The organism is Ochrobactrum vermis, from assembly GCF_002975205.1.
GTDB lineage: Bacteria > Pseudomonadota > Alphaproteobacteria > Rhizobiales > Rhizobiaceae > Brucella > Brucella vermis.
In genome coordinates this window covers 105131-128658 of the sequence record NZ_PCOC01000003.1, presented here as the reverse complement: position 1 = coordinate 128658, position 23528 = coordinate 105131, and the positions used below count along the sequence as shown (strand labels likewise).

The following is a 23528-nucleotide window of genomic DNA, read 5'->3' as shown; positions in this document are numbered from 1 at the left end:
CAGTGGTCTCGGTACAGGTGTAGATTATGGGGATACGTTGAGAGCCACGAGGACCGGTTTCGAGAACTAACCTAGGCCACTGGATCGCGTGATGAGACGCTTCGGTTGTTCTCAGAGGAAGCCCTCGACAAGAATCGCGCTGAAAAGAGCGAAGAACCACAAGACCGAGTAAAGGAACAGCACTTTGGCCGGAGCGCCGGTGGTCTGCTCAAACTGGCTTTCGGTAAAATTATTCCCGCCTGCGCTGAGGAATACGCGGCAGGCATAGAAGAGGAGCAGGACGTCTCGGATTGTAGCGATGACGGCATAAGGTGCGCCACCCATGTCGCTGACCAGGGGCGCGATGAATGTAGGAAAGGGCGCCAGACTGTAGAGCCGGATTTGCTGTCGGGTGTCCCGTGAACCCTTTGCGACCGGAAGTATCGGAATTCCTGCGCGCGCGTAGTCGCACCGGAGATATAGGGCGAGCACACCGCTATGCGGCGGCGTTCAAAGAGCGATGATGAGAAAGAGCAACCACACTTCCACGGACAGGCTGCGGGAAGCCGCCACCCGGCCTATGAGAGGCGAAAGCGCGCTGGCTGCGCCGCCGATCACGATATTCTGCAACGTCCGACGTTTCAGGATTAGGGTGTTGAAGACTGCGTAGTAGAATGATGGCGAATGCGAGAAGCGCTGCTGCCAGTACGGTTGCTATAAGAAACAGGCCGAACACACCCACTGCGGTGATTGCGGCAGTAATAACAATCGCGGCCGCTGGCGTGATCTTGCCTGTCGCAGTCCGGCGAGCGCTCGTCCGACGCATAACGGCCCCCGACCGACGTGCGAACGCCCTGTTGAAGGCGCCCGTGCCGCCGGTTCCAACGGCGATGAACAGGAGGGCCCCACGCAGGTGCGTGATGTCTATCGAGGATGACGAAGCAACATAACCGGTGAGCGCGGTAAAAACCGCCAGCGCCATGATGCGCGGCTTGGTGAGCTCGAAGAAATCAGCAACCCGCATCCGCCTCGTCGCGCATGGCCGCGAAAAAGTGTTGCCGTCTCCCCCCTGAGCCATGGATTAGGTGCAGTTCGGGTTCCTCGCACAAGGACGTCAAAGGCGGCCGGCGCTACAGGTCCAGTTGCTCTCGATCGCCTGAGTCAACCCTAGGAAACACACTGGTACCGGCCCAAAGGAATTCAACGATCCGGCTGGTATCAGCAGGCGGATCAAATGCTAAGTACTGCATCGCGATGACGAAGGCCGGATGGCGGAGTGGCGACGCAGCGGAGTGCATATCCGCGCACCCTGGTTCGAATCCAGGTCCGGCCTCCATTGTGCACCCCGAACGCCCAAAGGACGATGGGGCTCGTCGCCCCAGTGCAGCAGTGTAGGATCAAAATGGTTGTCGTCGCAAATGTTCTCGCCGGTCCTGTTACGCCTTTGGGGCCGCGTGCTGCTCCCAGTGGAATCAATAAGCGACCGGTCGTCGGCCGTGTTTATGTTGACGTCGAGGGACTGGCCTGTGACGCGCAGGGTGATCGAAAGCATCACGGCGGGCCGGAAAAGGCCTTGCATCACTACGCCCGTGAACACTACGCAATCTGGCGCCAGGCGATTGGACCTCGGCCGGTGCTAGACGCTCCTGGCGCCTTCGGCGAAAACCTCACGACCACAGGCTTAACCGAAGACACGGTGGCGGTAGGGGACACCTTTCGGCTCGGGGAGGCCTTGATTCAGGTCAGCCAGGGACGGCAGCCGTGCTGGAAGCTCAATATACGATTCGACGTTTCGGACATGGCGTTGCGCGTCCAGCGAACAGGATTGACCGGCTGGTATTATCGCGTGATCGAGACCGGATACATCGAGGAGGGAAACGAGCTGTGTATCGTAGACCGCCTGTCGCCGGAATGGACGCTCAGGAGACTGTGGCGCACACTCTATGTCGACACGATGAACCTAGACGAGCTCGCCGCCATGGCCAGCCTTTCACACTTGCCGGAGAACTGGCGCCGTTACGCAGAAAAAAGGTTGGCAACACGCCAGGTCGAAGATTGGTCGCGCAGGCTATCAGGAGCGTCCTAAGGCATACCGACTTCAGCTGTGAAACTACAAATAGTCAATACATACCTCAGATGCGCTGCAAGTAATCTCGGACGATTATTGCGTTAAATTGTGTCTCCAGCGTCATATTTTATAAGCAATGGCCCTGAGACAATAGAGCACAAGCATAACAGTTGTTTCTGCGCGCACCTATTGTTAAGACTATCTGGTCTATCCTGATGGGATAGATGATAACCAAAAGGTGGGCCGGATGGGTAAAGGTGTGTCACTAGCCGTTGAGGTAAAGCCGGAAGGGCGCGAGCCGATCTTCCTGGCGTTGGCGCGCGCTATTACCGAAGAGATCGAGCGTGGCCGTCTGAAACCTGGAGATCCCATCCCAGGCACCCGGGCGCTGGCAAAAAGCCTGCAGCTCAACCGCAACACGGTCGACTCGGCCTACCACGAACTGACCATGCAAGGCTGGCTTGCAACTGAACCATCGCGAGGAACGTTTGTTGCGACCGATCTCCCGGAGGACATCAAGCCGGCTATGCGTCCAAGTCGGGCTTCGATTACGAGTATTCAGCAGAGCGGGCGGGTTGCCCGCTCGATGCTGAAGCTGTCCGATGGATATCCGGACGTTCGGCTGGTTCCCGCGACCGCCTTCGCGCAGGCATTCCGGCGTGCGCTCGTGATCAATTCGTTCGCATCGGGTGGAGCCTATGGGGATCCGCGTGGAAGTCGACTATTGCGCGAAGCTTTATCGCTTTATCTGCGCGACGAGCGCGGACTAACGGCGTCGGCCGATGACATCCTGATCACGCGGGGAAGTCAGATGGCGCTGTTTCTTGCTGCGTCGGTGGTTGCTGAGCCTGGAAGTGTGATCGCGGTTGAGCGTCCAGGCTATCCATTGGCCTGGTCGGCCTTTCGCGCCGCCGGGGTTGCGGTTGCTGGCGTGCCGGTCGATAGCCGAGGTATCGATGTCGATGCGCTGGAGCGTCTGGCGGAGACGAACCCCAATCTGCGTGCGGTTTATGTGACCCCGCATCATCAATATCCAACTACCGTCACTCTAGGCGCGGCGCGAAGGTTGCGTCTGCTGGAAATCGCGCGTCGGCATTCTCTGGTGGTTATCGAAGACGACTATGATAACGAGTATCGTTTCGACGGTCGCCCGATCCTCCCGCTCGCGGCGCGGAGCGATGAAGAGCTTCCTATAATCTATCTCGGCTCGCTCTCGAAGCTCTTGGCACCTGGCATCCGCATTGGCTATGCTGCAGCACCTCTCAAACTGCTTATCCAGATGAGTGATCGCAGGGAGGCTCTAGACCGCCAAGGCGACCTGCCACTGGAGCATGCGTTGGCGGACCTCATCGCCGATGGCACGATCAAGCGGCATGCGCGCAAGGCTCGGCGCATTTACCACGCCCGCCGCGATCATCTCGCCGCACTCCTGACGGAGCGCTTTTCTGGCATTGCGGAGTTCTCGTTGCCAGCCGGTGGTCTTGCGATTTGGCTGCGGTTAAAGAGCGGTATCAGCGCCGAAACATGGGCAGCGAATGCCGCACGTCTCGGGTTGGCGGTGTTACCTGGACTCAGTTTCGAGCTCGATGTCGCCAGCGCGCCAGAAGCGTTCAGGCTTGGATTTGCCAGCTTGGACGAACGCGAACAAACGAGAGCGATTGAAATTCTGGCCAGGGCCGCTCCGTAGGCGCTCGACGATTTAGACTGAAGCCTAGATGATTCTGAGCGCGATCAGCAGCGATGCGATGAGAAGCACACCAAGCATCGTCAATGCAAATGGAAGCATCGCGCGATAGGCGTCGCGTTCCTTTCCCGGGGTCCCGGCGAGGCCACACACGATCGACATGCGAACGGGAGATATCATGTTGAGCGACAACGCTGCGACGTGTTGTAGGGCGATGACAGCGGCGATGTTCAGCGCCGCTTCAGTCGCGAGACTGACTTGTGAGGTCATGAAGAGACCGTTAGCCGCATTGCCGCTGTTGGCGAGCGCACCGAATATTGCCGAGATCTGCGGCGAGAACACTACGGCCCAGCGTCCGAACGCGTGAAACATTCCCTCCGCCAAACCTGCTGCAATTTGCGACCCGGACAGAATCTCAGCCATCATGGAGAAGGTGATGACGGTCAGGACAGCCAATCGGCCGGTTTTCCAGGCAGCGTGGACTTCTTTGCCGAAGGCACGGACATGCCCTCGCAAAATGCCGGTCAGAACGGCGGCGGCGAATAGCCATGTACCCGCGTGAAACAGCGGGGACCATGATGGTGCACCGACAAAGGGCGAGAGCTTGCCCGTCTCCTCGAGGAAGCGCTGAAGTGGGGGCGCCAACCGTGTAACAACCAACCAGCCGATGAGGATCGCAAAGGGCAGCATCTTGTTGAGCGCCTCCACCAGTTTCGGCTTGGCTGGGCGTTCATCGGCGAGGTAGCGAAGGACGATCACCGGACCATAGGCAGCCAGCATAGCGGTCTTAGGCCCGATGAGTGCCGTGGCGTCAATTACTAAAACCAGGCTGCCTACGAGCCAGAATGTCTCACTGACCCGTTCTCCATATCCGGCCCCAATTCCCGCCCGTTCGGCAAGCCGCCAGTAGAGCGGAAGCCAAAGAGCGTTGAAAGCGACCAGGAAGAAGCTCGAATAGATGGCCAGGCTCGTCGGATCGGTCCGGGCGAACGCTGCGGCGACTATCGCGCCGCTTCCCATTCCGCCCCACAGGATCATGGTCTGACTAAGGAGCGAGAAGGCCAGGAGGTGGATTGGTTCGACGTCGAGCCGGCGAACCAGCATAAGCGTTCCGATAATGCCTATGCCGAAGCCGGTTGCAGACTCGGCGAAAGGACCGATGAGAAAGCAGGCCGTGAAGAGCAATCTGCGTCGGGCGCGTTCATCGTGCGCAGCGATTCCACGGGCACCGCTGCATTACCCGGCCGGATAGCCATCTGCCAGAACAGCAGGCCGCCTAGAATATAGGGCACGACGATCCAGCCGATCCAGACTCCACGAAGCATCGCAATACCGGCATCTTGTGGTGCAAAGCTGATTGGTGCACAAGTGAGCGCCACCACCAGCGCAATCGCCAAGCCGATGACCGAAGCGAAAAGCGTGCCGGCGCGACCGGTTGCAATAAGCCCGATAACGGCGAGTGCAGGAAGTGTCCAGAGGAGGTAAATCAACTCGCCGCCTCGAGGCATCCCGTCGGCAAGCTCATTCGACGAGTTCCAGGCGATGACCGGCGTTGAACGGAAAATCGACGATGCTCATTTCAGGGGAGCCGGCTTTCTGTGTGCGTTCAAGGACAGCCAGGATCTCGGAGGTGGCGAGTTCACTCGCGCGCCGGAGAGCTTCGCCCGTGCAAAGGCGAGAAAGCAACAAGGCCGTGAAGAGATCGCCGGTTCCGCAAGGGCGGATAGGCAAACGTGGCGTGGCTATGCGCGTGAGGCGTTCCGGTGTCCAGACGACCGTCTCGACCGATCCAGTCAGCGTATCATCGAGCACGCATCCGGTCACCACACCGGCTCCAGTACCGCGTTGCGAAAGGAGTTGCATGGCTTGATCAATGCCTTCCGCCGAACGCGCCTTTATTCGCGCGAGTAGTTCGATTTCGTACTGGTTGGGGGTGATCACTGAGGCGAGGGAGGCCAGTCGATCGCAGAAGAGATTAGTAAGGCCTTCCTCAACGAACAGCCCGAGATCGTCATCACCCATGACGGGATCGCACACATAGATCAGCGCCGGATTCCTTGCTTGAGCGCATGAGACAAAATTGGCGACCACCTCGCCGTTCTCGACAGAACCAAGAAAGCCCGTAACGATTGCCGTTGTCCGTTCTACCAAGCCGCGCTCTTCAATCCCATGCAGGAGGCCCTCAACAAACTCAGCGCCAAGAACATGCCCATACATTGTCGGGTAATGGGGGATGGTTAGAAAAGGCCGTTGGTACGGCCATAACTTCAATCCCCTTGGCCTGCATCGGCAAGACGGCGGCGCTGTTGCCAACATGACCGTGGACGACTTGGCTTTGGATCGAGATCACCCGCATTAATGACCTCCTGCTAATACTGACCGCTCGAAATCGTTCACCTTCTGGCGCTCGCCGAATAATGCGCGTCCAACCCGTACGACGTTAGCGCCTTCTTCTATTGCGACTTCGAAATCACCTGACATACCCATGCAAAGCTCGGTGATACCGCTGTTGATTTTCACAGCATCATCCCGCAGATCGCGTAACTGACGGAAGCACTGACGCACTTTGCGCATATCGGAACTGAACAGCGCCAGTGTCATGAGCCCGCGGGGCCGAAGCTGAGGAAAATTCTCAAGACTTTCAATGAACGGAAGTAATTTATTTGGTGAGAAACCGAACTTGCTCTTTTCATCGGAGGTATTAACTTGGATATAAACATCCAGAAACCGCTGCTCATGCAGGAGCCGAGTATTGATGAGATCGGCGATGTTGAAACTATCCAATGAGTGAAATTCGCGGGCGATGCGGGTCAAAAACTTGACCTTATTGCTTTGGAGATGTCCGACAATGCTCCATTCAATTGCAAGGTCTTCAAGTGAGCTTTGCTTGTGCAATCCTTCTTGGATTTTGTTCTCACCAAAAGAGTGCATGCCTGCCGTGTAAGCGTAGCGTAGTACATTGGCGGGTACCGTCTTGGTTATAGGAAGGAGGCGAACCGTATTGCGACGACGGCCGGCGCGCTGACAAGCCTGTACGATACGTTCCTCTACCCTGCCTAGATTATCTCGGAAGGTCACTAACGGATTCTCGCCAAAGCGGGCAATTTCGTCAGCCGTTAGTGGAGCAGTATCTGGAGTGGTAAAAGACAAGATAATGATCTTTCGTAACGTAAAATCCTCTAGAGCTCTAATTACTCAAAAGGATAGCTCCGTGGCCAGCCATTGACTTTGAACAGACGGAATCGACACAGCATTCTGCGAATAATTGCGAATAAGGCCACACTGATGAAGTGCCGGATACGATAAACATGTATGGGCCGGTTAGGCTTTACGTCATGATTAAACTCATGGCAAACGACGACTCTCTGCTGGTGACCAAGCAGCGTCCCCCCCAGTCGGTTGGGGTGGTCGTTGGCGTTCGGGCGTCACGACACGAAAGTGCTCGATCTGTCCGACATTTGAGAAAATAGGGTGACCGTGTGGGCCGGACTGGCTGTTTAGATTCGGATGTCCGGCAACTTGGGTTATGATACCGGTTGAAATAGACTCGACCTTGGCTGTGCCGCCTTCGAGCGCTCGCTCATGGGCATCGTGGCCGCTCCCACTGTCAGCGGGCTGTTAAAGGCGGGGCGTTAAGGCGCACTGCGTCGTATGAAGATGTTGTTAGTACGGGCGATTAGACAATTGTGAACCGCACCAATCGCGCGCAGCTGCTTCGGTCAGCTTTCTTAGCCGCAACGGTCCTTGTGAGGACAGCGACCACGACCATGAGAGCCGCCAACGCTCCGAAACACAGAGGAAGCGTGATTGTCGAGGCGACCTAACTGATAACCTCGGGGGCGAGGGACACCCCGAGGTAACCTAGTGTACTGACCGTAGAAATCGCATATCCCGATGGCATAACCTTCTGCGTCGCGGCTAGAGTAAACAAGACAGGCACGATATTGGCGACCCCAACTCCCGAAATTGTAATGCCGGTCATGCAGATCAAGCCGTTCCCGCTCTACGCGGTCAGCGCAACATCAGCGGCTGTCAATCGCTCCCCTGAGTGTCTTGGTTTTGGATCCTCGCCCCGAACCCGTCACCGACAAGCCGCAACAATGTCATTACCTTTGCAAAGACCGAATAGCTCACTCCAGCATTCCCTACATCAATGTTATTGAACTCCGCCAGAAGAATCGCGCCCCAGTCGAGCACAGCCCCCCCTAAACAAGGAATGTGAACAGAGCCATTACCCCAATTAACACTACACACGACCACACGATGTGGGATAGTTATCACGCGATCGGACTGAACTTTTTTCAATGTTATAATCTACTGAAGAACCACTCTCTATCTCGAATCGGCCTTCGCAGAGCTCTATCGGGAAGGAATCGCAACGCTGCCGGCGGAGCAAACATATCACCCCGCTTAACTGGCAGCAAATCAGCCTACCCACGGCTCCTATCTCAGGTCGTTACGGTGAGAAACCTCCAGTCTCGCAGCGTGATCACCGTATGTTCTTAAATGTCGGACAATTTCCTCGGTTCGTGTCAGGATGCCGCTCGGTTTAGCAAAAGATCACCAGGATGAGCTTGACATATAATAAGGACTCCTAATAATAGGCGTATGGAACACTCAGATATCCCAGAATCACTATTAGAGCGCCTACGGGACGGGTTTGACCGCATCGCACTTGTGTTGCGATCGGACCTCTGGTCAGCTGCAAGTGCTGCCGGGCTCAATGCAGCGCAGGCGCAGGTTCTTGGGCTTCTTGCCAACAGACCGTTCGGTCTGCGACCGAAAGAGATAGCCGCGCATCTAGCCGTCACGCCGGCAAGCATCGCCGACACCGTGAGCGCCTTGAAGCGTAAAGGTCTCGTCAAGCGCGAAAGCGATCCGGTCGACGCTCGCGCGGCAATCGTCACGGCCACACCGAATGGCTTGCGTTTGGGCGTTGATATCGCGACGTCAGAGTCAAAACTCGCGGATGCTATCGCGGGGCTGTCGCCGACGATGCAGGAAGAATTGCTGCTGACTCAGATCGCGCTCATTCGTCAATTGCAAAACGCCGGCGCGATTCCGCTGCAGCGCATGTGTGTCTCGTGCCGCCATTTTCGCCCGCATGCCCATCCTGACAGGGCAAAACCTCACCATTGCGCCTTTGTGGATGCCGCGATCGATGGCCGGGAACTCCGGTTGGATTGCAGCGAACACGAAGCGGCTGCGCCCGACGTTCAAGCTGCCACCTGGACGTCCTTTGCTAAGGGTTCGCCGTCCCCCCAAGCCCAACCATCAAATTGAGAAGGATCTGTTAACATGAGAGCAAGGAGCGCTTGGGATGCCGGTTTCGCGGCGGCGGCCCTGTGCTGGGCCTCGGTCGGCGCTTCCGCCCAAAGCATCGAGGCGAAGTCGGACGCCACCGGGCGCTTCGAAGGGTCCAGCGTTTACGCCTATGTATGGCCCACGACGCTCGATAGCAGCGAAATCGGGTCGACGCGGCGCAGGAGATCGTGGCGCTCGCCGTCACGTTCCATCCGGATTTCAACGACGCAGCTTACAGCGGCACGAATCGGCATATCTGGCATCCGCACTGGGTCGTTTTGGCCAAAGATACCGCGTGCGCCACTGGCCTCAAGGTCGGCGACATTCCCGAGGGCTCGAAACCGAAAGTGCCTCCGAGCTGGCCGAATGTGCCGCTATTGATTGACAGCCCCGAGTATCCGACGGGCGTCGTTTGACGGCGTAACCAGTGGCCTTAACGTCAATGGAGAACTCCATGCCCCGTTTGCTTTGCGTCAGCGACGTCTTCGAGGTCGCTTCGGGCGACTTGTCGCTACCCAGACAAAGTTGTTCTCGGCCAATAACGCCGGAAACATAAACGGCCCGACGACTGCCATCGCCGGACCGCTCAATAATCCCCCTCCAAACACTAGAGCAGGAAATCTACTATGGCACATGTCAACCTTGTCGATCCAGCCTCGTCCACTGCCGCAGTCAAGCCCACACTAGATAAGATCAACGGCGCCTTCGGCGTGGTGCCGAACATGTTCAAAGCAGTTGCGAACTCGCCTGCGGCGCTCGCCAGCATGTGGGGCTCGTTTGGCGCTCTCGGGGGCGGCAAGCTTGGCGCACGGTTGGGTGAGGAGATCGCGGTGGCAGTCGCCAATGCCAACAACTGCGAATACTGCTTGGCGGCACACACAGCGCTTGGCCGAAAGGCAGGATCCTCGTCCGACGAAATGGCGGCGGCGCAGGTCGGCAACTCCTCCGATCCTCGTACACAGGCGGCGCTGACCTTTGCCTTGAAGCTTGTGCGCGACCGAGCGGCTGTCACCGACGTAGATGTGGCTGCCCTCAAGGCGGCGGGTTTCGATGACGAAGGTGTGGTTGAGATCATCGCGCACGTCGCGCTCAATCTCTTCACCAACTACGTGAATGTCGCGCTGAACGTCCCGGTAGATTTTCCAGCCGTTCAGCTGAAGCGTGTGGCTTGAGTCACCTGGATCGGGCCCTGTAATGGGGCTCGATCATCCTTTGTCTAGCAAGGAGACCATTGTCATGACCACCCGCATTGCACCGCCGCTGCTAACGAGCGGTTGGCTTAACACTTCCGAGCCGCTTGACGTATCAGACTTCAGGGGGCGAATCCTCGTCATTGAAGCATTTCAGATGCTTTGCCCGGGCTGCGTTTCCCACGGCATTCCGCAAGCGCAGCGCGTAACACAAACCTTTCCTAACGATCAGGTAACCGTCGTGGGTCTTCATACAGTTTTCGAACACCATGAAATCCAGGGCACTCGTGAGGCGCTTGCTGCATTCGCGCATGAGTATCGTCTCAGGTTTCCGATTGGCATCGATCGGCAAAACGGTCGTTTTCCGGCAACGATGACCGCCTACGAGATGGAGGGTACGCCGACACTAGTTGTGATCGACCGCAACGGTGTTCGTCGATTTCAGAAGTTTGGCCATATCGACGATCTTAGCTTGGGCAGCATCATTGGGACGTTACTTCGAGAGCCCTTAGGAAAGGTAGAAATGCCCCTCGAGGTTGGCGCGGCCTGAACCGAATTAGGACGTCCGCTGCCATCTAGGCAGGAAGATCGAAAGATGCGGATGGTCAGGCTTGCAGGTTGCGGCGCGCTGACTCCTTCCCTAGGCTGTTCTCGGCTCGCGACTGCAGCCGCTGATGGTACCGTGGTTATTCCGAAAAAAGCATTACGGCTCGCAGTTTCGTCAATTCAGGTCAGATCGATCATGTTGTGTTGTCGCTATGGAAGCTTGTGCGACTTCGCATTATTGGGTTCGTGAGTTCGCGAAAATGGGCCATGAAGTCCGGCTCATTGCACCAATTTACGTGAAGCCATTTGTAGAACGCCAGAAAAACGATGCCGCCGATGCGGAAGCCGTCGTCGAGGCGACGCAGCGTCCAAGTTTACGGTTCGTTCTACCAAAAGCTGCACAGACACATGCGATGCTGTTTCGGACGCGGGAGCAACTGATCCGGCAAAGAATTGAAACGGTCAATGCGTTGCGTGGACATTCGGCAGAGTTCGGTCTCATTGTACTCCAAGGAATCGGCAACCTTCCAAGCCTGCCAGATATCATCAACGCTCCGCGCAACGACTTGCCTGAGCTTGCACGAGAGTTGGCCCACCTGCATCTGAACCGCATCGATGCACTTACCATTCTGATCGAGCAAATGATGCAGAGATTAGGCAAGTCAACCGGGAAATCGGGACGGCGAGGAGCCATCAAACGATGCCCAGCGTGGAGCCGATCTGTGCCAAGGCAGTCGAAGTTTCGCTCCTGCTATGGATACCTTCAATAAAGGTCGAGGCTTCTCGGCCTGGCTGGGACTGATTCTACGGCAATACTCATCGGGTGGGAAAGAGAAAATAGGACGAATATCGAAGATGGGGCAGCGCGACATGCGTCAGTTACTGACTATCGGAGCTACGAGTGTGATCGTCAGCATGCACCGCTAAGTGGAAACCGGACGGCTGGCTGTAGGACAAGCTGAACAGAAAACTACGGATTGCTGCGGCGATTGCCGTTACCAATGAGATGCCGCGTCGAATTTGGGCTGGCGACAAAAGGAGAAGCTTACGGTCTGACGCCTGCTATCTAAATCTCCCATATGCCGTCGAAAGTGAACGGCTTCTGAATGCGACAAGTGCAAAGAAGGATACGGAAATTAATCGACCAGAACACAAACAGGAAAACCTGCTAGGGGTCGGGTATTACGAACTCTTGCAACCGATTTGGACCTGATCTGCGAACGAACGATACTGGTCCGTAGCGTGTGAAAGCCGCAGTACAGAAACCTGACACACGACACCATTGTGTTAGAATAAATGAATTCCATAATACATATTATCTGATTTGCATTTATAACAGCAATATACAGATGCGACAGATGGGCAAGATAGAGATGCGACATTTTTAGGTCGCGTGCCCTGTTCAGATCGAACGAGGAAAGGAAGACTGGCGGCTCTTCACACGTATCCGTTTAGAGAGTTGCCATGTCTTGTTTGATTACGATGTCGCAGAAAGAACTCAATAGATTGGAAGTCATTCAGAAGATTCGAGATCGTCGTCTGACGGTTATCCAGGCGACTGCATTGCTGGATCTCAGCCGCAGCCAGATCCATCGTCTTTTACAGGCTTACGACAAGCTTGGGCATTCGGGCCTGATTTCGGGACGACGCGGACGCCCGAGCAATCGTCGTTACAGCGAGGATTTCCGGAATGCGGTGCTTGATTTGATACGGGCTTATTATCGGGATTTTGGGCCGACACTGGCCTGTGAGAAACTTGTCGAACGCCACCAGCTTTCGGTCAGCAAGGAGACGCTGCGGCAATGGATGACGGTGGCGGGTTTGTGGACGTCACGGCGCGAACGCAAGCGACAACTGCATCAGCCGCGCGGTCGGCGTGATTGCTTTGGTGAACTGGTACAGATCGATGGTTCGCATCATTGGTGGTTTGAGGAGCGGGGTCCCAAATGCGCCCTCCTCGTTTATATTGACGATGCCACGGGCAAGCTCCTGCATTTGCGCTTCGCTGGATCAGAGAACACGTTTGATTATTTTCATGCGACGAAGGCCTACCTGCGGCAATGGGGCAAGCCGCTGGCCTTTTACAGTGACAAGCATGGTGTGTTTCGCACGACCCATGGTTCGCAGAAAGATCGCACGAGCGGTCTGACCCAGTTTGGCCGGGCGCTTTATGAACTCAACATCGACATTATCTGTGCCAATACCCCGCAGGTCAAAGGCCGTGTCGAGCGGGCAAACAGAACTTTGCAGGATCGTTTGGTCAAGGAATTGCGACTGCGCGGCATTGATACGATCGAAGCAGCCAATGCATATGCGCCGGAATATATTGCAGACTTCAATGCCCGTTTTGGCAAGGAGCCGCGCAATCCGAAGGATATGCATCGACCGCTGGCCGCGCATGAGAACATCGATGGTGCGATGTGCCGGAAGGAAGTACGGACACTGTCGCAAACACTGACGCTGCGTTACGACAAGGTGCTGTTCATCCTGGAGCCGACGGAGCTTGCAAAGCGGCTGGCTCGACAAAAGGTGATTGTCTGCGACTATCCGGATGGCCGTCTGGAGATCATGCATGGTACGGACACCCTGCCCTACAGAACATTCGACAAGCTTCGTTCTGTTCATCGCTCGCCTGTTGTCGAGAACAAGCGACTGGATGACATGCTTTCGATTGTGGCCGAGATGCAGGCAGGCCGGGAATTGCAACGCAGCAAGAGCGGTCCCCGTCGCACAGGTCAGACGAACCATCTGTTTGGCGTGCCTGATGGCAGTGTCGGGAACGGGTATCAGAAGCGTGAGCGCAAATCGCGCACCGCTTACATGAACGATCCTGAAGTTATCGCGCGTCGGGAAAAAGCGTTGGCTCGGTTGGCTGCGACCGAGTGAAATGGCCAGATCAATGACATTTGGCAATCTCAAAGCTAAAGCCGAAGGGCACCTATCGACCCGCCCCCATTCCTCGTTTGCAACCCCGACCAGCCTCTCGGAATGGGGGCTGAACGCCAGCACCTGTCGCATCTGTAATTTGCTGGGAACGTCGCAACTTTAACTTGCTAAAACAGCATTTATAACAGGGTGGGTTCTAGCTTGAAGTGCGACTTGCAAGCGATAACAATGAGTTATCCCAAGCAAGGAACCTGTCATGCAAAGGACCTACTCGCATATTGACTTGGATGAGCGGCGCAAGATCGCGCGCTGGCGTATGGAAAATATTTCTGTCGAAACTATCGCCGAGAAACTTGGCCGTCACCGTTCAACCATTTTCCGTGAGCTCAAGCGCAATCGGTTTAACGATGATGAGATCAAGGATCTGACCGGTTATTACTGCACGGTTGCGGATCAGAAAGCGCGTGAGCGGCGATCGCGGCAACGCAAGCTCATTCGTTTTGCTCATTTGCGTCAATCGGTTGTCGACCGCATAAGCCATGGGTGGTCACCACAACAGATTGCCGGCAGAATGCGGTTGGAACGTCACCCCATTTCTGTCAGCCATGAAACGATCTATCAGTTTGTCTATTCTGCCGAGGGTCGGAAAGATGGGCTTTGGAAGCATCTGCCCGAGCGCCGTACCAAACGACGGCCACGACATGCAAGACGACGTCATGGACGCCGTTTTTCGCCGGAACTGAGCATCCTGCACCGTCCAGACGTAGTGGCCAAACGCAAACAGTTTGGGCATTGGGAATGTGATTTGATCCAGTTTCGCAAGAAGTTCGGCAAGGCCAATGTAACGTCTCTGGTCGAACGGGTCAGCCGCTTTACCGTCCTGTTGCGCAACAATGATCGTCAGTCCCGTGCTGTCATGAATGGACTGATTACCGTGCTGCAACCCCTTCCCCGTATTGCACGCCGGTCGATCACCTTTGATCGGGGCACCGAGTTCACGGAATGGGCCTATCTGCAGGCCGGTATCGGATCGCAAACATGGTTTTGCGACCCACAATCACCCTGGCAAAAAGGCACTGTCGAAAACACCAACAGACGCACCAGACGCTGGCTTCCAAGAGACATCGATCCGCTGGCAATAACTGACCGGGATCTGACATTCATTTGCAGTCGCCTCAACAATACGCCGCGCAAATGTCTGGGTTACAAAACACCGGCAGAGATCTTCCGTCAGAAACTTGTCGCAAACAGACATTGATATGAATAAACTCTAACTCTAAAAGTCGCGGTTCAGCATGAACTCACACAGCAATATACAGATGCGACAGATGGGCAAGATAGAGATGCGACATTTTTAGGTCGCGTGCCCTGTTCAGATCGAACGAGGAAAGGAAGACTGGCGGCTCTTCACACGTATCCGTTTAGAGAGTTGCCATGTCTTGTTTGATTACGATGTCGCAGAAAGAACTCAATAGATTGGAAGTCATTCAGAAGATTCGAGATCGTCGTCTGACGGTTATCCAGGCGACTGCATTGCTGGATCTCAGCCGCAGCCAGATCCATCGTCTTTTACAGGCTTACGACAAGCTTGGGCATTCGGGCCTGATTTCGGGACGACGCGGACGCCCGAGCAATCGTCGTTACAGCGAGGATTTCCGGAATGCGGTGCTTGATTTGATACGGGCTTATTATCGGGATTTTGGGCCGACACTGGCCTGTGAGAAACTTGTCGAACGCCACCAGCTTTCGGTCAGCAAGGAGACGCTGCGGCAATGGATGACGGTGGCGGGTTTGTGGACGTCACGGCGCGAACGCAAGCGACAACTGCATCAGCCGCGCGGTCGGCGTGATTGCTTTGGTGAACTGGTACAGATCGATGGTTCGCATCATTGGTGGTTTGAGGAGCGGGGTCCCAAATGCGCCCTCCTCGTTTATATTGACGATGCCACGGGCAAGCTCCTGCATTTGCGCTTCGCTGGATCAGAGAACACGTTTGATTATTTTCATGCGACGAAGGCCTACCTGCGGCAATGGGGCAAGCCGCTGGCCTTTTACAGTGACAAGCATGGTGTGTTTCGCACGACCCATGGTTCGCAGAAAGATCGCACGAGCGGTCTGACCCAGTTTGGCCGGGCGCTTTATGAACTCAACATCGACATTATCTGTGCCAATACCCCGCAGGCCAAAGGCCGTGTCGAGCGGGCAAACAGAACTTTGCAGGATCGTTTGGTCAAGGAATTGCGACTGCGCGGCATTGATACGATCGAAGCAGCCAATGCATATGCGCCGGAATATATTGCAGACTTCAATGCCCGTTTTGGCAAGGAGCCGCGCAATCCGAAGGATATGCATCGACCGCTGGCCGCGCATGAGAACATCGATGGTGCGATGTGCCGGAAGGAAGTACGGACACTGTCGCAAACACTGACGCTGCGTTACGACAAGGTGCTGTTCATCCTGGAGCCGACGGAGCTTGCAAAGCGGCTGGCTCGACAAAAGGTGATTGTCTGCGACTATCCGGATGGCCGTCTGGAGATCATGCATGGTACGGACACCCTGCCCTACAGAACATTCGACAAGCTTCGTTCTGTTCATCGCTCGCCTGTTGTCGAGAACAAGCGACTGGATGACATGCTTTCGATTGTGGCCGAGATGCAGGCAGGCCGGGAATTGCAACGCAGCAAGAGCGGTCCCCGTCGCACAGGTCAGACGAACCATCTGTTTGGCGTGCCTGATGGCAGTGTCGGGAACGGGTATCAGAAGCGTGAGCGCAAATCGCGCACCGCTTACATGAACGATCCTGAAGTTATCGCGCGTCGGGAAAAAGCGTTGGCTCGGTTGGCTGCGACCGAGTGAAATGGCCAGATCAATGACATTTGGCACTCTCAAAGCTAAAGCCGAAGGGCACCTATCGACCCGCCCCCATTCCTCGCTTGCAACCCTGACCAGCCTCTTATGGCGGTCTGGCGGCGCAAACCGAAAGACAAGGTGCTGATCCACTCGGATCAGGGCTCACAATTCACCAGCATGGACTGGGCTTTGTTCCTCAAGCACCACAATCTGGTTCACTCGATGAGCCGCCGGGGCAACTGCCATGACAACGCGGTGGCTGAGAGCTTCTTCAACCTGCTGAAGCGAGAGCGGATACGCCGCAAGGTCTACCGTTCACGCGATGAAGCTCGTCAGGACGTGTTCGACTACATCGAAATGTTCTACAAGCCAAAACGCAAACACGTCAGGAACGGGATGCTGTCGCCAGTCGAGTTCGAGAAGCAGCAGAAAATATAACCCGAGGGTGTCTACGAAACTCGGGGCTATTCAGCTGCCGAGTTTCCAGCGTGAGTATCAGAAACGGATCTGGAAACCGTACCTTAGAGTGCATGGTGTTCGATATCGTGTGCTTCAGATTGCGGGTCAACAAACTCAACGTGACTACCCAATCGCCTTCAAACCGAGTCTAATTGCAATAATTAATTACAAAACTTAACCCGAGAAGCGCGTCAGAGACGATAAACTACGCTTGAGGTAAGTTCCGTAGTTCTTATGCCCCGAGAGCGTTCTATCCTTTACTATGGTTATTCCCCTTACCATCGTCCGCACGGGCCAGCCGCTAATTGTCATACCCTCGTAAGGGGTATAGTCAGCACCGTGCTGAAGCATCTTGTTCGTGAGTGTCACGATCCGGTGTGGATCCCATAGCGTGATATCCGCATCTGCGCCAATGGCGATTGTTCCCTTCTGGGGATAAAGGCCGTAGAGCTTGGCATGGTTGGTCGAGGTTATTGCGACAAATTGGTTGAGATCGATCCGGCCTTTCATCACTCCTTCAGAAAAAAGAATGGGGAGGCGAGTGGCAACCCCAGGGATGCCATTCGGGATCCACCGGAAGTGTCGCCTACCGTCGTCGTTGAGCTTGCCCTCCGGGTCATTAAAACGGAACGGGCAATGGTCGGACGAAAACAGGTCAAAAACTCCCTGTTCGATTCCCTCCCAACAGGCTTCTTGACTTTCTTGATCACGTGGAGGAGGCGAACAGACATATTTGGCACCTTCGAGTGCCTCAGCGTCAAGATCATCTGCCGTTAGCATCAAGTACTGTGGGCAGGTTTCGCCCACAATCTTTTGTCCGCGCTTTCGGGCCTGTCGGATTTCTTCCATCGCCTGCCGGTTTGAGACGTGAACAATGACAATTGGGGTTTCTGCGATTTCAGCTAGTGACAACGCCCGATGTGTTGCTTCGCGTTCGACAGCGATTGGGCGGGTTGTCGCATGGTACTTAGGTTCGAGTTTCCCCTCCGCTTCGTGCCTGTCTATAAGGTATTTGATTGCGTCTTCGTTCTCACAATGCACCATCACGAGTGCACCGGTCCGCCGCGCCGCATCAAGGGTAGACAGAATCTCATCGTCTCGAAGTCGTAGCGCTTCGTAGGTCATGAATACCTTGATCGAGGTATAACCATCCGCAACAATTGCCGGCAGCTCTTGACCAAGAACCTGAGGTGAAGGATCGGTGATCACCATGTGGAAGGAAACGTCGATATGACATCGGCCCTCGGCTTTAGCGTGATAGACGCGCAGCGCATCCCGTAAGCTCTGCCCCTTCTCCTGCATGCAGAAGGTAATGACCGTGGTATTGCCGCCGATCGCCGCGGACCTGGTCCCGCTTTCGAAATCGTCAGCCATAACGATGTCGGGGCCTGATGGCTGGTCAAGATGGACATGGCTGTCTATCCCGCCTGGCATGACATACATGCCTGTGGCATCGATAGTCTCGTCGGCGTCGGGCAAGCTTGAGGCAAGAGCGGCAATACGGCCGTCAATGATGCCGACATCACTCCTGAAGAGATCGCTTGCCGTCACAACAGTTCCATTGCGTATGACCGTATCGAAATGCATATATCAATTCTCCTAACAGGGTTTCAGCGCGCGGACTGCTCGTCGTTGATGGTTTCCCCGCGATTTGAGAGCACATTGTCGAGAGCGGATATTAGATGATCGACTTCCTCAATGGTGTTGTAGTGGACCATCGAGACGCGTAGCATCCCGTTATGATCGGTAACATTGAGATATTCCGCCAGTCTTCTGGAATGGAAATCACCAAAGCGGATGGCGATGTTCTCCTTGTCAATGGCCTTGCATATCTCGGCCGCATCGGATCCATCAATGCGGAAGGATATCGTTGGGACCCGCCTGCTGTCGCGATTAACGAGCTCGCCAATGATTTCGCAATCATTGCGCGATCGCAAATAGTCAAGAAAACGGTCCGTTAGGGCATCTTCGTGTTGCGTAATAGCTTCGAAGGCTTTCTCGATCCGTTCCCGCGTTGAGCCCATCGCGCCAGCCCGACTACCGAGTTCGCAGAGATAGTCGACAATGCCGCAGGTCGCATAGGCCAATTCGTAATTGGGATTGCCGGGTTCGAGTTTGCCGGGAACTTTGTCCTTACCATAGAAATAATGGTACAGAGGATCCAGCTCCAGCAGCAGATCATATTTCCCGTACATAATCGCGTAATGCGGCCCGTAAGTCTTGTAGAGACTGAACACATAATAGTCAGCGTCCAGCGCCTGGACATCCACAGCGCGATGCGGAGCATAAGCTACTGCATCAACGCACAATTTCGCGTTCCGCGCATGAACGAAGTCGGCAATTGACCGAATGGGATTAATCCATCCCAGGATGTTCGAGGCGTGAGTGACGCAAACAAGCTTCGTGCGCGCACTCATCAACGGCTCGAGATCGGCGAGTTCCAGCGTAAGGGTCTTCTTGTCGAGCGGCCAGAACTTCACAACAATGCCTGCCGCCTGCAACCGGTCCCAGGGACCGATGTTAGACTCATGGTCACTGACGGTGACGACTATCTCGTCACCTGGTTTGAACTGGCCCGTCATGGCTCGGGCCAAGTTCTGCAGCAGCACAGTGGTTGAGCTGCCGAACACAATCTCTTCCGGCCGATTGGCGTTGACGAGGTGCATAGCAGCGGTGCGTGCTTCGTAGAGTGCTTTTGCAGCATCCTGGGAAACAGCGTATGAGCCGCCGATCTGAACGTTCTTCTCGATCAGAAATGTGTTTATCCGGTCTAGTGCGCCTTGGACAATCTGTGATCCTCCGGCATTATCGAAAAAAGTCCAGCCACGTCCCAGACCGGGAAACTGACTGCGTGCAAAATCCAGGTCGAGTGGCGTTGTATTAGCCATTCCTTTGTTCCTTAAACGAGTGATGTTTCAATGATTGAGAACGGCGCGCAGGAAAGAGCGTGTTCGATCTTCGCGGGGCGTATCAAATATTTCCGAAGGCGTTCCCGCCTCGACGATGAGCCCACCGTCCATGAAAATGACGCGGTCGGCAACCTGCCGGGCAAAGCCCATTTCGTGGGTCACAACGATCATGGTAACGCCTGTTCCGGCGAGCCTGCGCATCACATCGAGCACTTCCCCCACCATTTCTGGATCAAGGGCAGAGGTTGGTTCATCGAACAAAAGCACCTTCGGCTCCATGGCAAGGGCGCGAGCAATGGCCACACGCTGCTGCTGTCCCCCTGAAAGCTGAGAAGGATATTTGTCCGCTTGCTCGGCGATACCGACACGCATCAGCAGATCCCGTGCCTTGCGCTCCGCCTCCGAAGGAGCCGTGCCGCGCACCCGGATCGGAGCCAGCATGACGTTGCGCAACACCGTCATGTGCGGAAAGAGATTGAATGACTGGAATACCATGCCGACTTCAGCGCGTACTTTGGCAAGTCCAGCGCCCTCGCCCACCGCGATGCCGTCGACGGTGACAATGCTCTGAGGGTCGAAAGATTCCAGATGATTGATGCATCGGATCAAAGTCGATTTGCCGGAACCCGAAGGACCGATGACACAGACGACCTCTCCTTCGACGATATCAAAGTCGATGCCGTGGAGAACCGTGAAGTGGCCGAAAGCCTTCTTCAGTCCGCGGATGGAAATGAGAGCAGTCATCAGCGCCTCCCCCGGCTGAAATATACTTCAAACTTGGCAACCACGCTTACCAGTGGCCAAAGCAACGCAACGTAAATGGCGGCCGCACCAATGAGAGGCGTGGGATTGGCGGCCAGCGATTGCGCCTGGGTTGCCTGCTTCAGGAGATCTGGCATCGCAACAACAGAAGCAAGCGCAGTATCCTTCAGAACATTGATGCAATTATTGGTGAGCGGTGGAATAACAACGCGGATCGCCTGGGGTAGAATAACGTCGACCATCATGTATCTGTTTGAAAGGCCCAGTGCCGCCGATGCCTCAAACTGCCCTTTGGGAATTGCCTCGATACCCGCGCGGAAGATTTCCGCGGTATAGGCAGCCGAAACAAGGCTAAGCGCGGTAACTGCAGACAGAAATGGAGATAACTTTATCCCGATGAAGGGAAGCGCGTAGTAGACGATGATCAAAAGTACCAGCAGCGGTATTGATCGGAAGAAGTCAATATAGATCCGGATCAATGACTTAAAAAAGGCCGACAAATAAAGACGGCCGACAGCGAGGCAAAGCCCCCCAGCTAATCCGCAGAGTATGCTCGTGACGCCAATTTTGAGCGTAACGAGCAGTCCCCATAATAATTGCGGCAAGCTATCGAGCAACACTCTGACGTTAAAGAAGGTATCGATGAGATTCATGCCGATTGGCTCCCTCAGAAAACCGGCGGGGCTGAAACCCCGCGGAATTGTCAGTTCACTTGGAACCCGGTATGTCGAACACTGCAACCGTTGAGGTAGCGTCCTCGGCTTTTGCACCGAACCAGTTTTCGTGCAGTTTTGCGATGAAGCCCTCACCCTTAAGCGTTGTGATGACGGCGTTCACTTCTGCGGCGAGAGGGTCGCCTTTCTTGAACATCATCGAGTATTTCTCGCCAGTGGGGATCCGCTCAACTACCTTCAAGTCAGGCTTGTCCTTGACGTAATAGAGGAGCGCAGGGATATCGCTAATATAACCATCAATCCGTCCTGCAACGAGATCCAGCATCGCTGGCGAAAGTCCCTCGAAACGACGTACTTCACCGAACTTGTAATCTGATTTGTTCTTTTCGACCCACATATCACCGGTTGAACCGGTATCAACCCCAATAACTTTGCCCTCCATCTCCTTGAGACCCGTTATACCTGTCGATGCTGTAACGGTGAGGGATTGGTCGCTGTCATAATAAGGCTGCGCAAAAGCGACAGACTCCAGTCGCTTGTCGGTGATGGTAATCGACGAAATACCAATATTGATCCGGCCCGATTGAACGGCCGAGAATAGACCGTTGAACGGCGTGTTTACGAACTCAACGGACTTTCCCAGCCGCTTGCCGATTTCGTTGACGAGATCAACCTCGAAACCAGTAATCTTGCCGTCTGCGTCCTGGAATTCCCACGGTACATTGCCGATATTGGCTCCTACCGTCAGATCAGCAGCATGACCGGCACCGACACTAACTGCAAAAATGGCTGCCGATAGCAGCATGGACTTGAATTTCGTTCTCTGCGTCATTTGGTTCCCCTTGCTTTTCTGTGGAAAGCTCTTTTACATGGTCATACCGGTCTGACCAGTTCGACCAGATGAGCATATCTATTTGCGCTTTGCAAGTCGATCAATGAGAAATAGATATTTGAAACCCGCTTTGCCGGGCAGGAAAGAGGTACAAATGCTCAACAAAACACTCGTTCCGCAATCGGTAGCGCGCGAGATTCAGTCGATGATCACGGACGGTGTGTTGCAACCTGGCGAGAAAATTCCGTCCCAACGCGAATTCTCGCAAAAGTTCGGCATCAGCCGCGCTTCTCTGCGCGAAGCATTGCTAACATTGGAAACGCTCGGTCTTTTGAAGACGGAACCGGGCCGCGGAACATTCGTTGCCGGTCCGGCATCCGACCAGTCAGGCAATATGGCGCCTTGGCGCTATTCGGAGAGTTATTCCGTATTTGATGTCTTTCAAACACGCATCATGCTTGAAGGAGAAATCGCACGTTTAGCTGCGGGCCGATTGACCCAGCTCCAGCTTCATCAGATGGAAGAAACAACACGCGCGATGGAAGAGGGATGGGCTTTGCAGGATCGCTTATCGAACGTGGAAGCGGATCTGGAGTTTCATGGCCTCATAGTTTCTGCCTGTTCCAACGCAGTACTGCGTACACTTTACGATACCATGCGCGATCAGTTGGCTGAAACACAGCGCCAACCCATTCCTAGAACTCTTCCAGAGCGGATGAAAGAATCTATAGCCGAACACCGGCGTATTATTGCAGCACTCGCTGCTAATGACCCCATGGGTGCGAAGAAGGAAATGCAGGCACATATTCGAAATACCGCGCAATGTGCGGGGCTTGCACCATGAAGCCAAGGTTTGTTGATTATCGTCTATTTCAAAACATATTCCCAAACCTGCAGCGTAGCTAGACCCCCTCGCCCATACCGGCACGAATGTAGCCCGCTTATCCGATGCTGGCTATCGCTGGCGACAAAAACACAGAGACAATGCCACCTGGAATCTGCGAGGATTGAGGTCGTAGCGTACCAATAATATTTTGAGCTCCAGTCCTTCCTTTCCCGGTCTTCCCAGGGCAGAAATGCCCCATTGGCCACGCCGCTATTGGGTGTGCTTGTCGATTGCAGAATACCGAAGCCCGCACGGATCATTCCCAGATTGCCAGTCCGAAGTTTTACGCTTTGCATGGTATCATGGCTTCAAAAGGGACTTAACGCGCTGTCGCACAAGATTTTCGTTTCAAGTCGCCTCAAGAGTTAGCGCCCTAAGTCGGCTGCCGCTCCTCGCGCCGAGATCTACGAGTCACATCGCGCTATTCCATGAGCACAGAGAACGGCGGCAACCTCGCTCTTACCTATGGAAATTCGCAAGAATCCCCATTTGCGCGATA

The 23528-nt window shown here is 55.1% G+C and carries 23 protein-coding genes, 1 tRNA gene and 1 pseudogene; 14 read left to right on the top strand and 11 right to left on the bottom strand.

All coding sequences use genetic code 11. The annotated features are described in order from the left end of the window. Nucleotides 1-111: 111 nt before the first annotated feature. Entirely contained in the window at nucleotides 112-324 is a 213-nt protein-coding gene (locus CQZ93_RS26505; RefSeq protein ID WP_146114498.1) for a hypothetical protein, read from the bottom strand. Nucleotides 325-475: 151 nt separating this feature from the next. Continuing rightward, the gene (locus tag CQZ93_RS27450; protein WP_181153534.1) at nucleotides 476-1003 is read right to left on the bottom strand and encodes a UbiA family prenyltransferase; all 528 of its coding nucleotides are present in this window, start codon (nucleotides 1001-1003) and stop codon (nucleotides 476-478) included. Between the two features lie 238 nt (nucleotides 1004-1241). Between CQZ93_RS27450 and CQZ93_RS25510 the strand changes: the two genes are divergently transcribed. From CQZ93_RS25510 to pdxR, 3 genes are all read left to right on the top strand, one after another. Further along, nucleotides 1242-1315, top strand: a tRNA-Cys gene (locus CQZ93_RS25510). A gap of 66 nt (nucleotides 1316-1381) precedes the next feature. Continuing rightward, nucleotides 1382-2065 carry an MOSC domain-containing protein gene (locus CQZ93_RS25505; protein ID WP_105545526.1) on the top strand — a complete coding sequence of 228 codons (684 nt, stop codon included), beginning with the start codon at nucleotides 1382-1384 and terminating at the stop codon, nucleotides 2063-2065. Nucleotides 2066-2294: 229 nt separating this feature from the next. Beyond that, a complete protein-coding gene (gene pdxR / locus CQZ93_RS25500; RefSeq protein ID WP_105545395.1) occupies nucleotides 2295-3734 on the top strand; it encodes a MocR-like pyridoxine biosynthesis transcription factor PdxR in 1440 nt (479 codons plus the stop codon). Between the two features lie 24 nt (nucleotides 3735-3758). Here pdxR and CQZ93_RS25495 read toward each other — a convergent pair whose 3' ends face one another. From CQZ93_RS25495 to CQZ93_RS25485, 4 genes are all read right to left on the bottom strand, one after another. Continuing rightward, the gene (locus tag CQZ93_RS25495) at nucleotides 3759-4835 is read right to left on the bottom strand and encodes an L-lactate permease (protein ID WP_210201137.1); all 1077 of its coding nucleotides are present in this window, start codon (nucleotides 4833-4835) and stop codon (nucleotides 3759-3761) included. A gap of 17 nt (nucleotides 4836-4852) precedes the next feature. Next, complete coding sequence (locus CQZ93_RS26815) at nucleotides 4853-5221, bottom strand: hypothetical protein (protein ID WP_210201136.1); 369 nt, start codon at nucleotides 5219-5221, stop codon at nucleotides 4853-4855. 31 nt (nucleotides 5222-5252) lie between these two features. Further along, nucleotides 5253-5948 carry a bifunctional hydroxymethylpyrimidine kinase/phosphomethylpyrimidine kinase gene (locus CQZ93_RS25490; protein ID WP_339561773.1) on the bottom strand — a complete coding sequence of 232 codons (696 nt, stop codon included), beginning with the start codon at nucleotides 5946-5948 and terminating at the stop codon, nucleotides 5253-5255. 138 nt (nucleotides 5949-6086) lie between these two features. Next, nucleotides 6087-6881, bottom strand: a complete 795-nt coding sequence (locus CQZ93_RS25485; protein ID WP_105545394.1) for a YggS family pyridoxal phosphate-dependent enzyme — start codon at nucleotides 6879-6881, stop codon at nucleotides 6087-6089. 1458 nt (nucleotides 6882-8339) lie between these two features. On the opposite strand from CQZ93_RS25485, the gene CQZ93_RS25475 reads away from it, so the two are divergent. The 10 genes and pseudogenes from CQZ93_RS25475 to CQZ93_RS25430 form a co-directional block, all read left to right on the top strand. After that, nucleotides 8340-9014, top strand: coding sequence for a MarR family winged helix-turn-helix transcriptional regulator (locus tag CQZ93_RS25475; RefSeq protein ID WP_105545392.1), 675 nt, complete (start codon nucleotides 8340-8342; stop codon nucleotides 9012-9014). Between the two features lie 209 nt (nucleotides 9015-9223). Continuing rightward, nucleotides 9224-9451, top strand: coding sequence for a hypothetical protein (locus CQZ93_RS27175; RefSeq protein ID WP_286154309.1), 228 nt, complete (start codon nucleotides 9224-9226; stop codon nucleotides 9449-9451). 210 nt (nucleotides 9452-9661) lie between these two features. Continuing rightward, a complete protein-coding gene (locus tag CQZ93_RS25465) occupies nucleotides 9662-10207 on the top strand; it encodes a carboxymuconolactone decarboxylase family protein (RefSeq protein ID WP_105545391.1) in 546 nt (181 codons plus the stop codon). A gap of 64 nt (nucleotides 10208-10271) precedes the next feature. Next, the gene (locus CQZ93_RS25460) at nucleotides 10272-10775 is read left to right on the top strand and encodes a peroxiredoxin family protein (RefSeq protein ID WP_105545525.1); all 504 of its coding nucleotides are present in this window, start codon (nucleotides 10272-10274) and stop codon (nucleotides 10773-10775) included. A gap of 124 nt (nucleotides 10776-10899) precedes the next feature. Further along, nucleotides 10900-11541 carry an IS110 family transposase gene (locus CQZ93_RS27445; RefSeq protein ID WP_105545390.1) on the top strand — a complete coding sequence of 214 codons (642 nt, stop codon included), beginning with the start codon at nucleotides 10900-10902 and terminating at the stop codon, nucleotides 11539-11541. Beyond that, entirely contained in the window at nucleotides 11525-11698 is a 174-nt protein-coding gene (locus CQZ93_RS25450) for a transposase (protein WP_105545389.1), read from the top strand. The genes CQZ93_RS27445 and CQZ93_RS25450 overlap by 17 nt, the downstream gene beginning before the upstream one ends. Before the next feature lie 537 nt (nucleotides 11699-12235). Next, nucleotides 12236-13657, top strand: coding sequence for an ISNCY family transposase (locus tag CQZ93_RS25445; RefSeq protein ID WP_105545388.1), 1422 nt, complete (start codon nucleotides 12236-12238; stop codon nucleotides 13655-13657). Between the two features lie 256 nt (nucleotides 13658-13913). Then, the gene (locus CQZ93_RS25440) at nucleotides 13914-14915 is read left to right on the top strand and encodes an IS30 family transposase (RefSeq protein WP_105545321.1); all 1002 of its coding nucleotides are present in this window, start codon (nucleotides 13914-13916) and stop codon (nucleotides 14913-14915) included. A gap of 176 nt (nucleotides 14916-15091) precedes the next feature. Beyond that, nucleotides 15092-16513, top strand: coding sequence for an ISNCY family transposase (locus CQZ93_RS25435; protein WP_105545387.1), 1422 nt, complete (start codon nucleotides 15092-15094; stop codon nucleotides 16511-16513). Between the two features lie 96 nt (nucleotides 16514-16609). After that, nucleotides 16610-16945 (top strand): annotated as a pseudogene (locus tag CQZ93_RS25430) (IS3 family transposase); the annotation flags it as partial. A gap of 195 nt (nucleotides 16946-17140) precedes the next feature. Here the strand turns inward: CQZ93_RS25430 and hydA are convergent. From hydA to CQZ93_RS25405, 5 genes are read right to left on the bottom strand one after another with little or no spacing between them, the layout of a single operon-like run. Next, nucleotides 17141-18553 carry a dihydropyrimidinase gene (gene hydA, locus CQZ93_RS25425; RefSeq protein ID WP_105545386.1) on the bottom strand — a complete coding sequence of 471 codons (1413 nt, stop codon included), beginning with the start codon at nucleotides 18551-18553 and terminating at the stop codon, nucleotides 17141-17143. A gap of 23 nt (nucleotides 18554-18576) precedes the next feature. Further along, on the bottom strand, nucleotides 18577-19854 hold the full coding sequence (locus CQZ93_RS25420) for a cysteine desulfurase-like protein (RefSeq protein ID WP_105545385.1): 1278 nt from the start codon (nucleotides 19852-19854) through the stop codon (nucleotides 18577-18579). Nucleotides 19855-19881: 27 nt separating this feature from the next. Then, on the bottom strand, nucleotides 19882-20619 hold the full coding sequence (locus tag CQZ93_RS25415; RefSeq protein WP_105545384.1) for an amino acid ABC transporter ATP-binding protein: 738 nt from the start codon (nucleotides 20617-20619) through the stop codon (nucleotides 19882-19884). Next, entirely contained in the window at nucleotides 20619-21290 is a 672-nt protein-coding gene (locus CQZ93_RS25410) for an amino acid ABC transporter permease (protein WP_105545383.1), read from the bottom strand. The genes CQZ93_RS25415 and CQZ93_RS25410 overlap by 1 nt, the downstream gene beginning before the upstream one ends. A gap of 55 nt (nucleotides 21291-21345) precedes the next feature. Continuing rightward, a complete protein-coding gene (locus CQZ93_RS25405; protein WP_105545382.1) occupies nucleotides 21346-22143 on the bottom strand; it encodes a transporter substrate-binding domain-containing protein in 798 nt (265 codons plus the stop codon). A 154-nt stretch (nucleotides 22144-22297) separates the two neighbouring features. Here CQZ93_RS25405 and CQZ93_RS25400 point away from each other — a divergent pair, with 154 nt between their 5' ends. Then, nucleotides 22298-22987, top strand: coding sequence for a FadR/GntR family transcriptional regulator (locus CQZ93_RS25400; RefSeq protein ID WP_105545381.1), 690 nt, complete (start codon nucleotides 22298-22300; stop codon nucleotides 22985-22987). Nucleotides 22988-23528 lie beyond the last annotated feature (541 nt).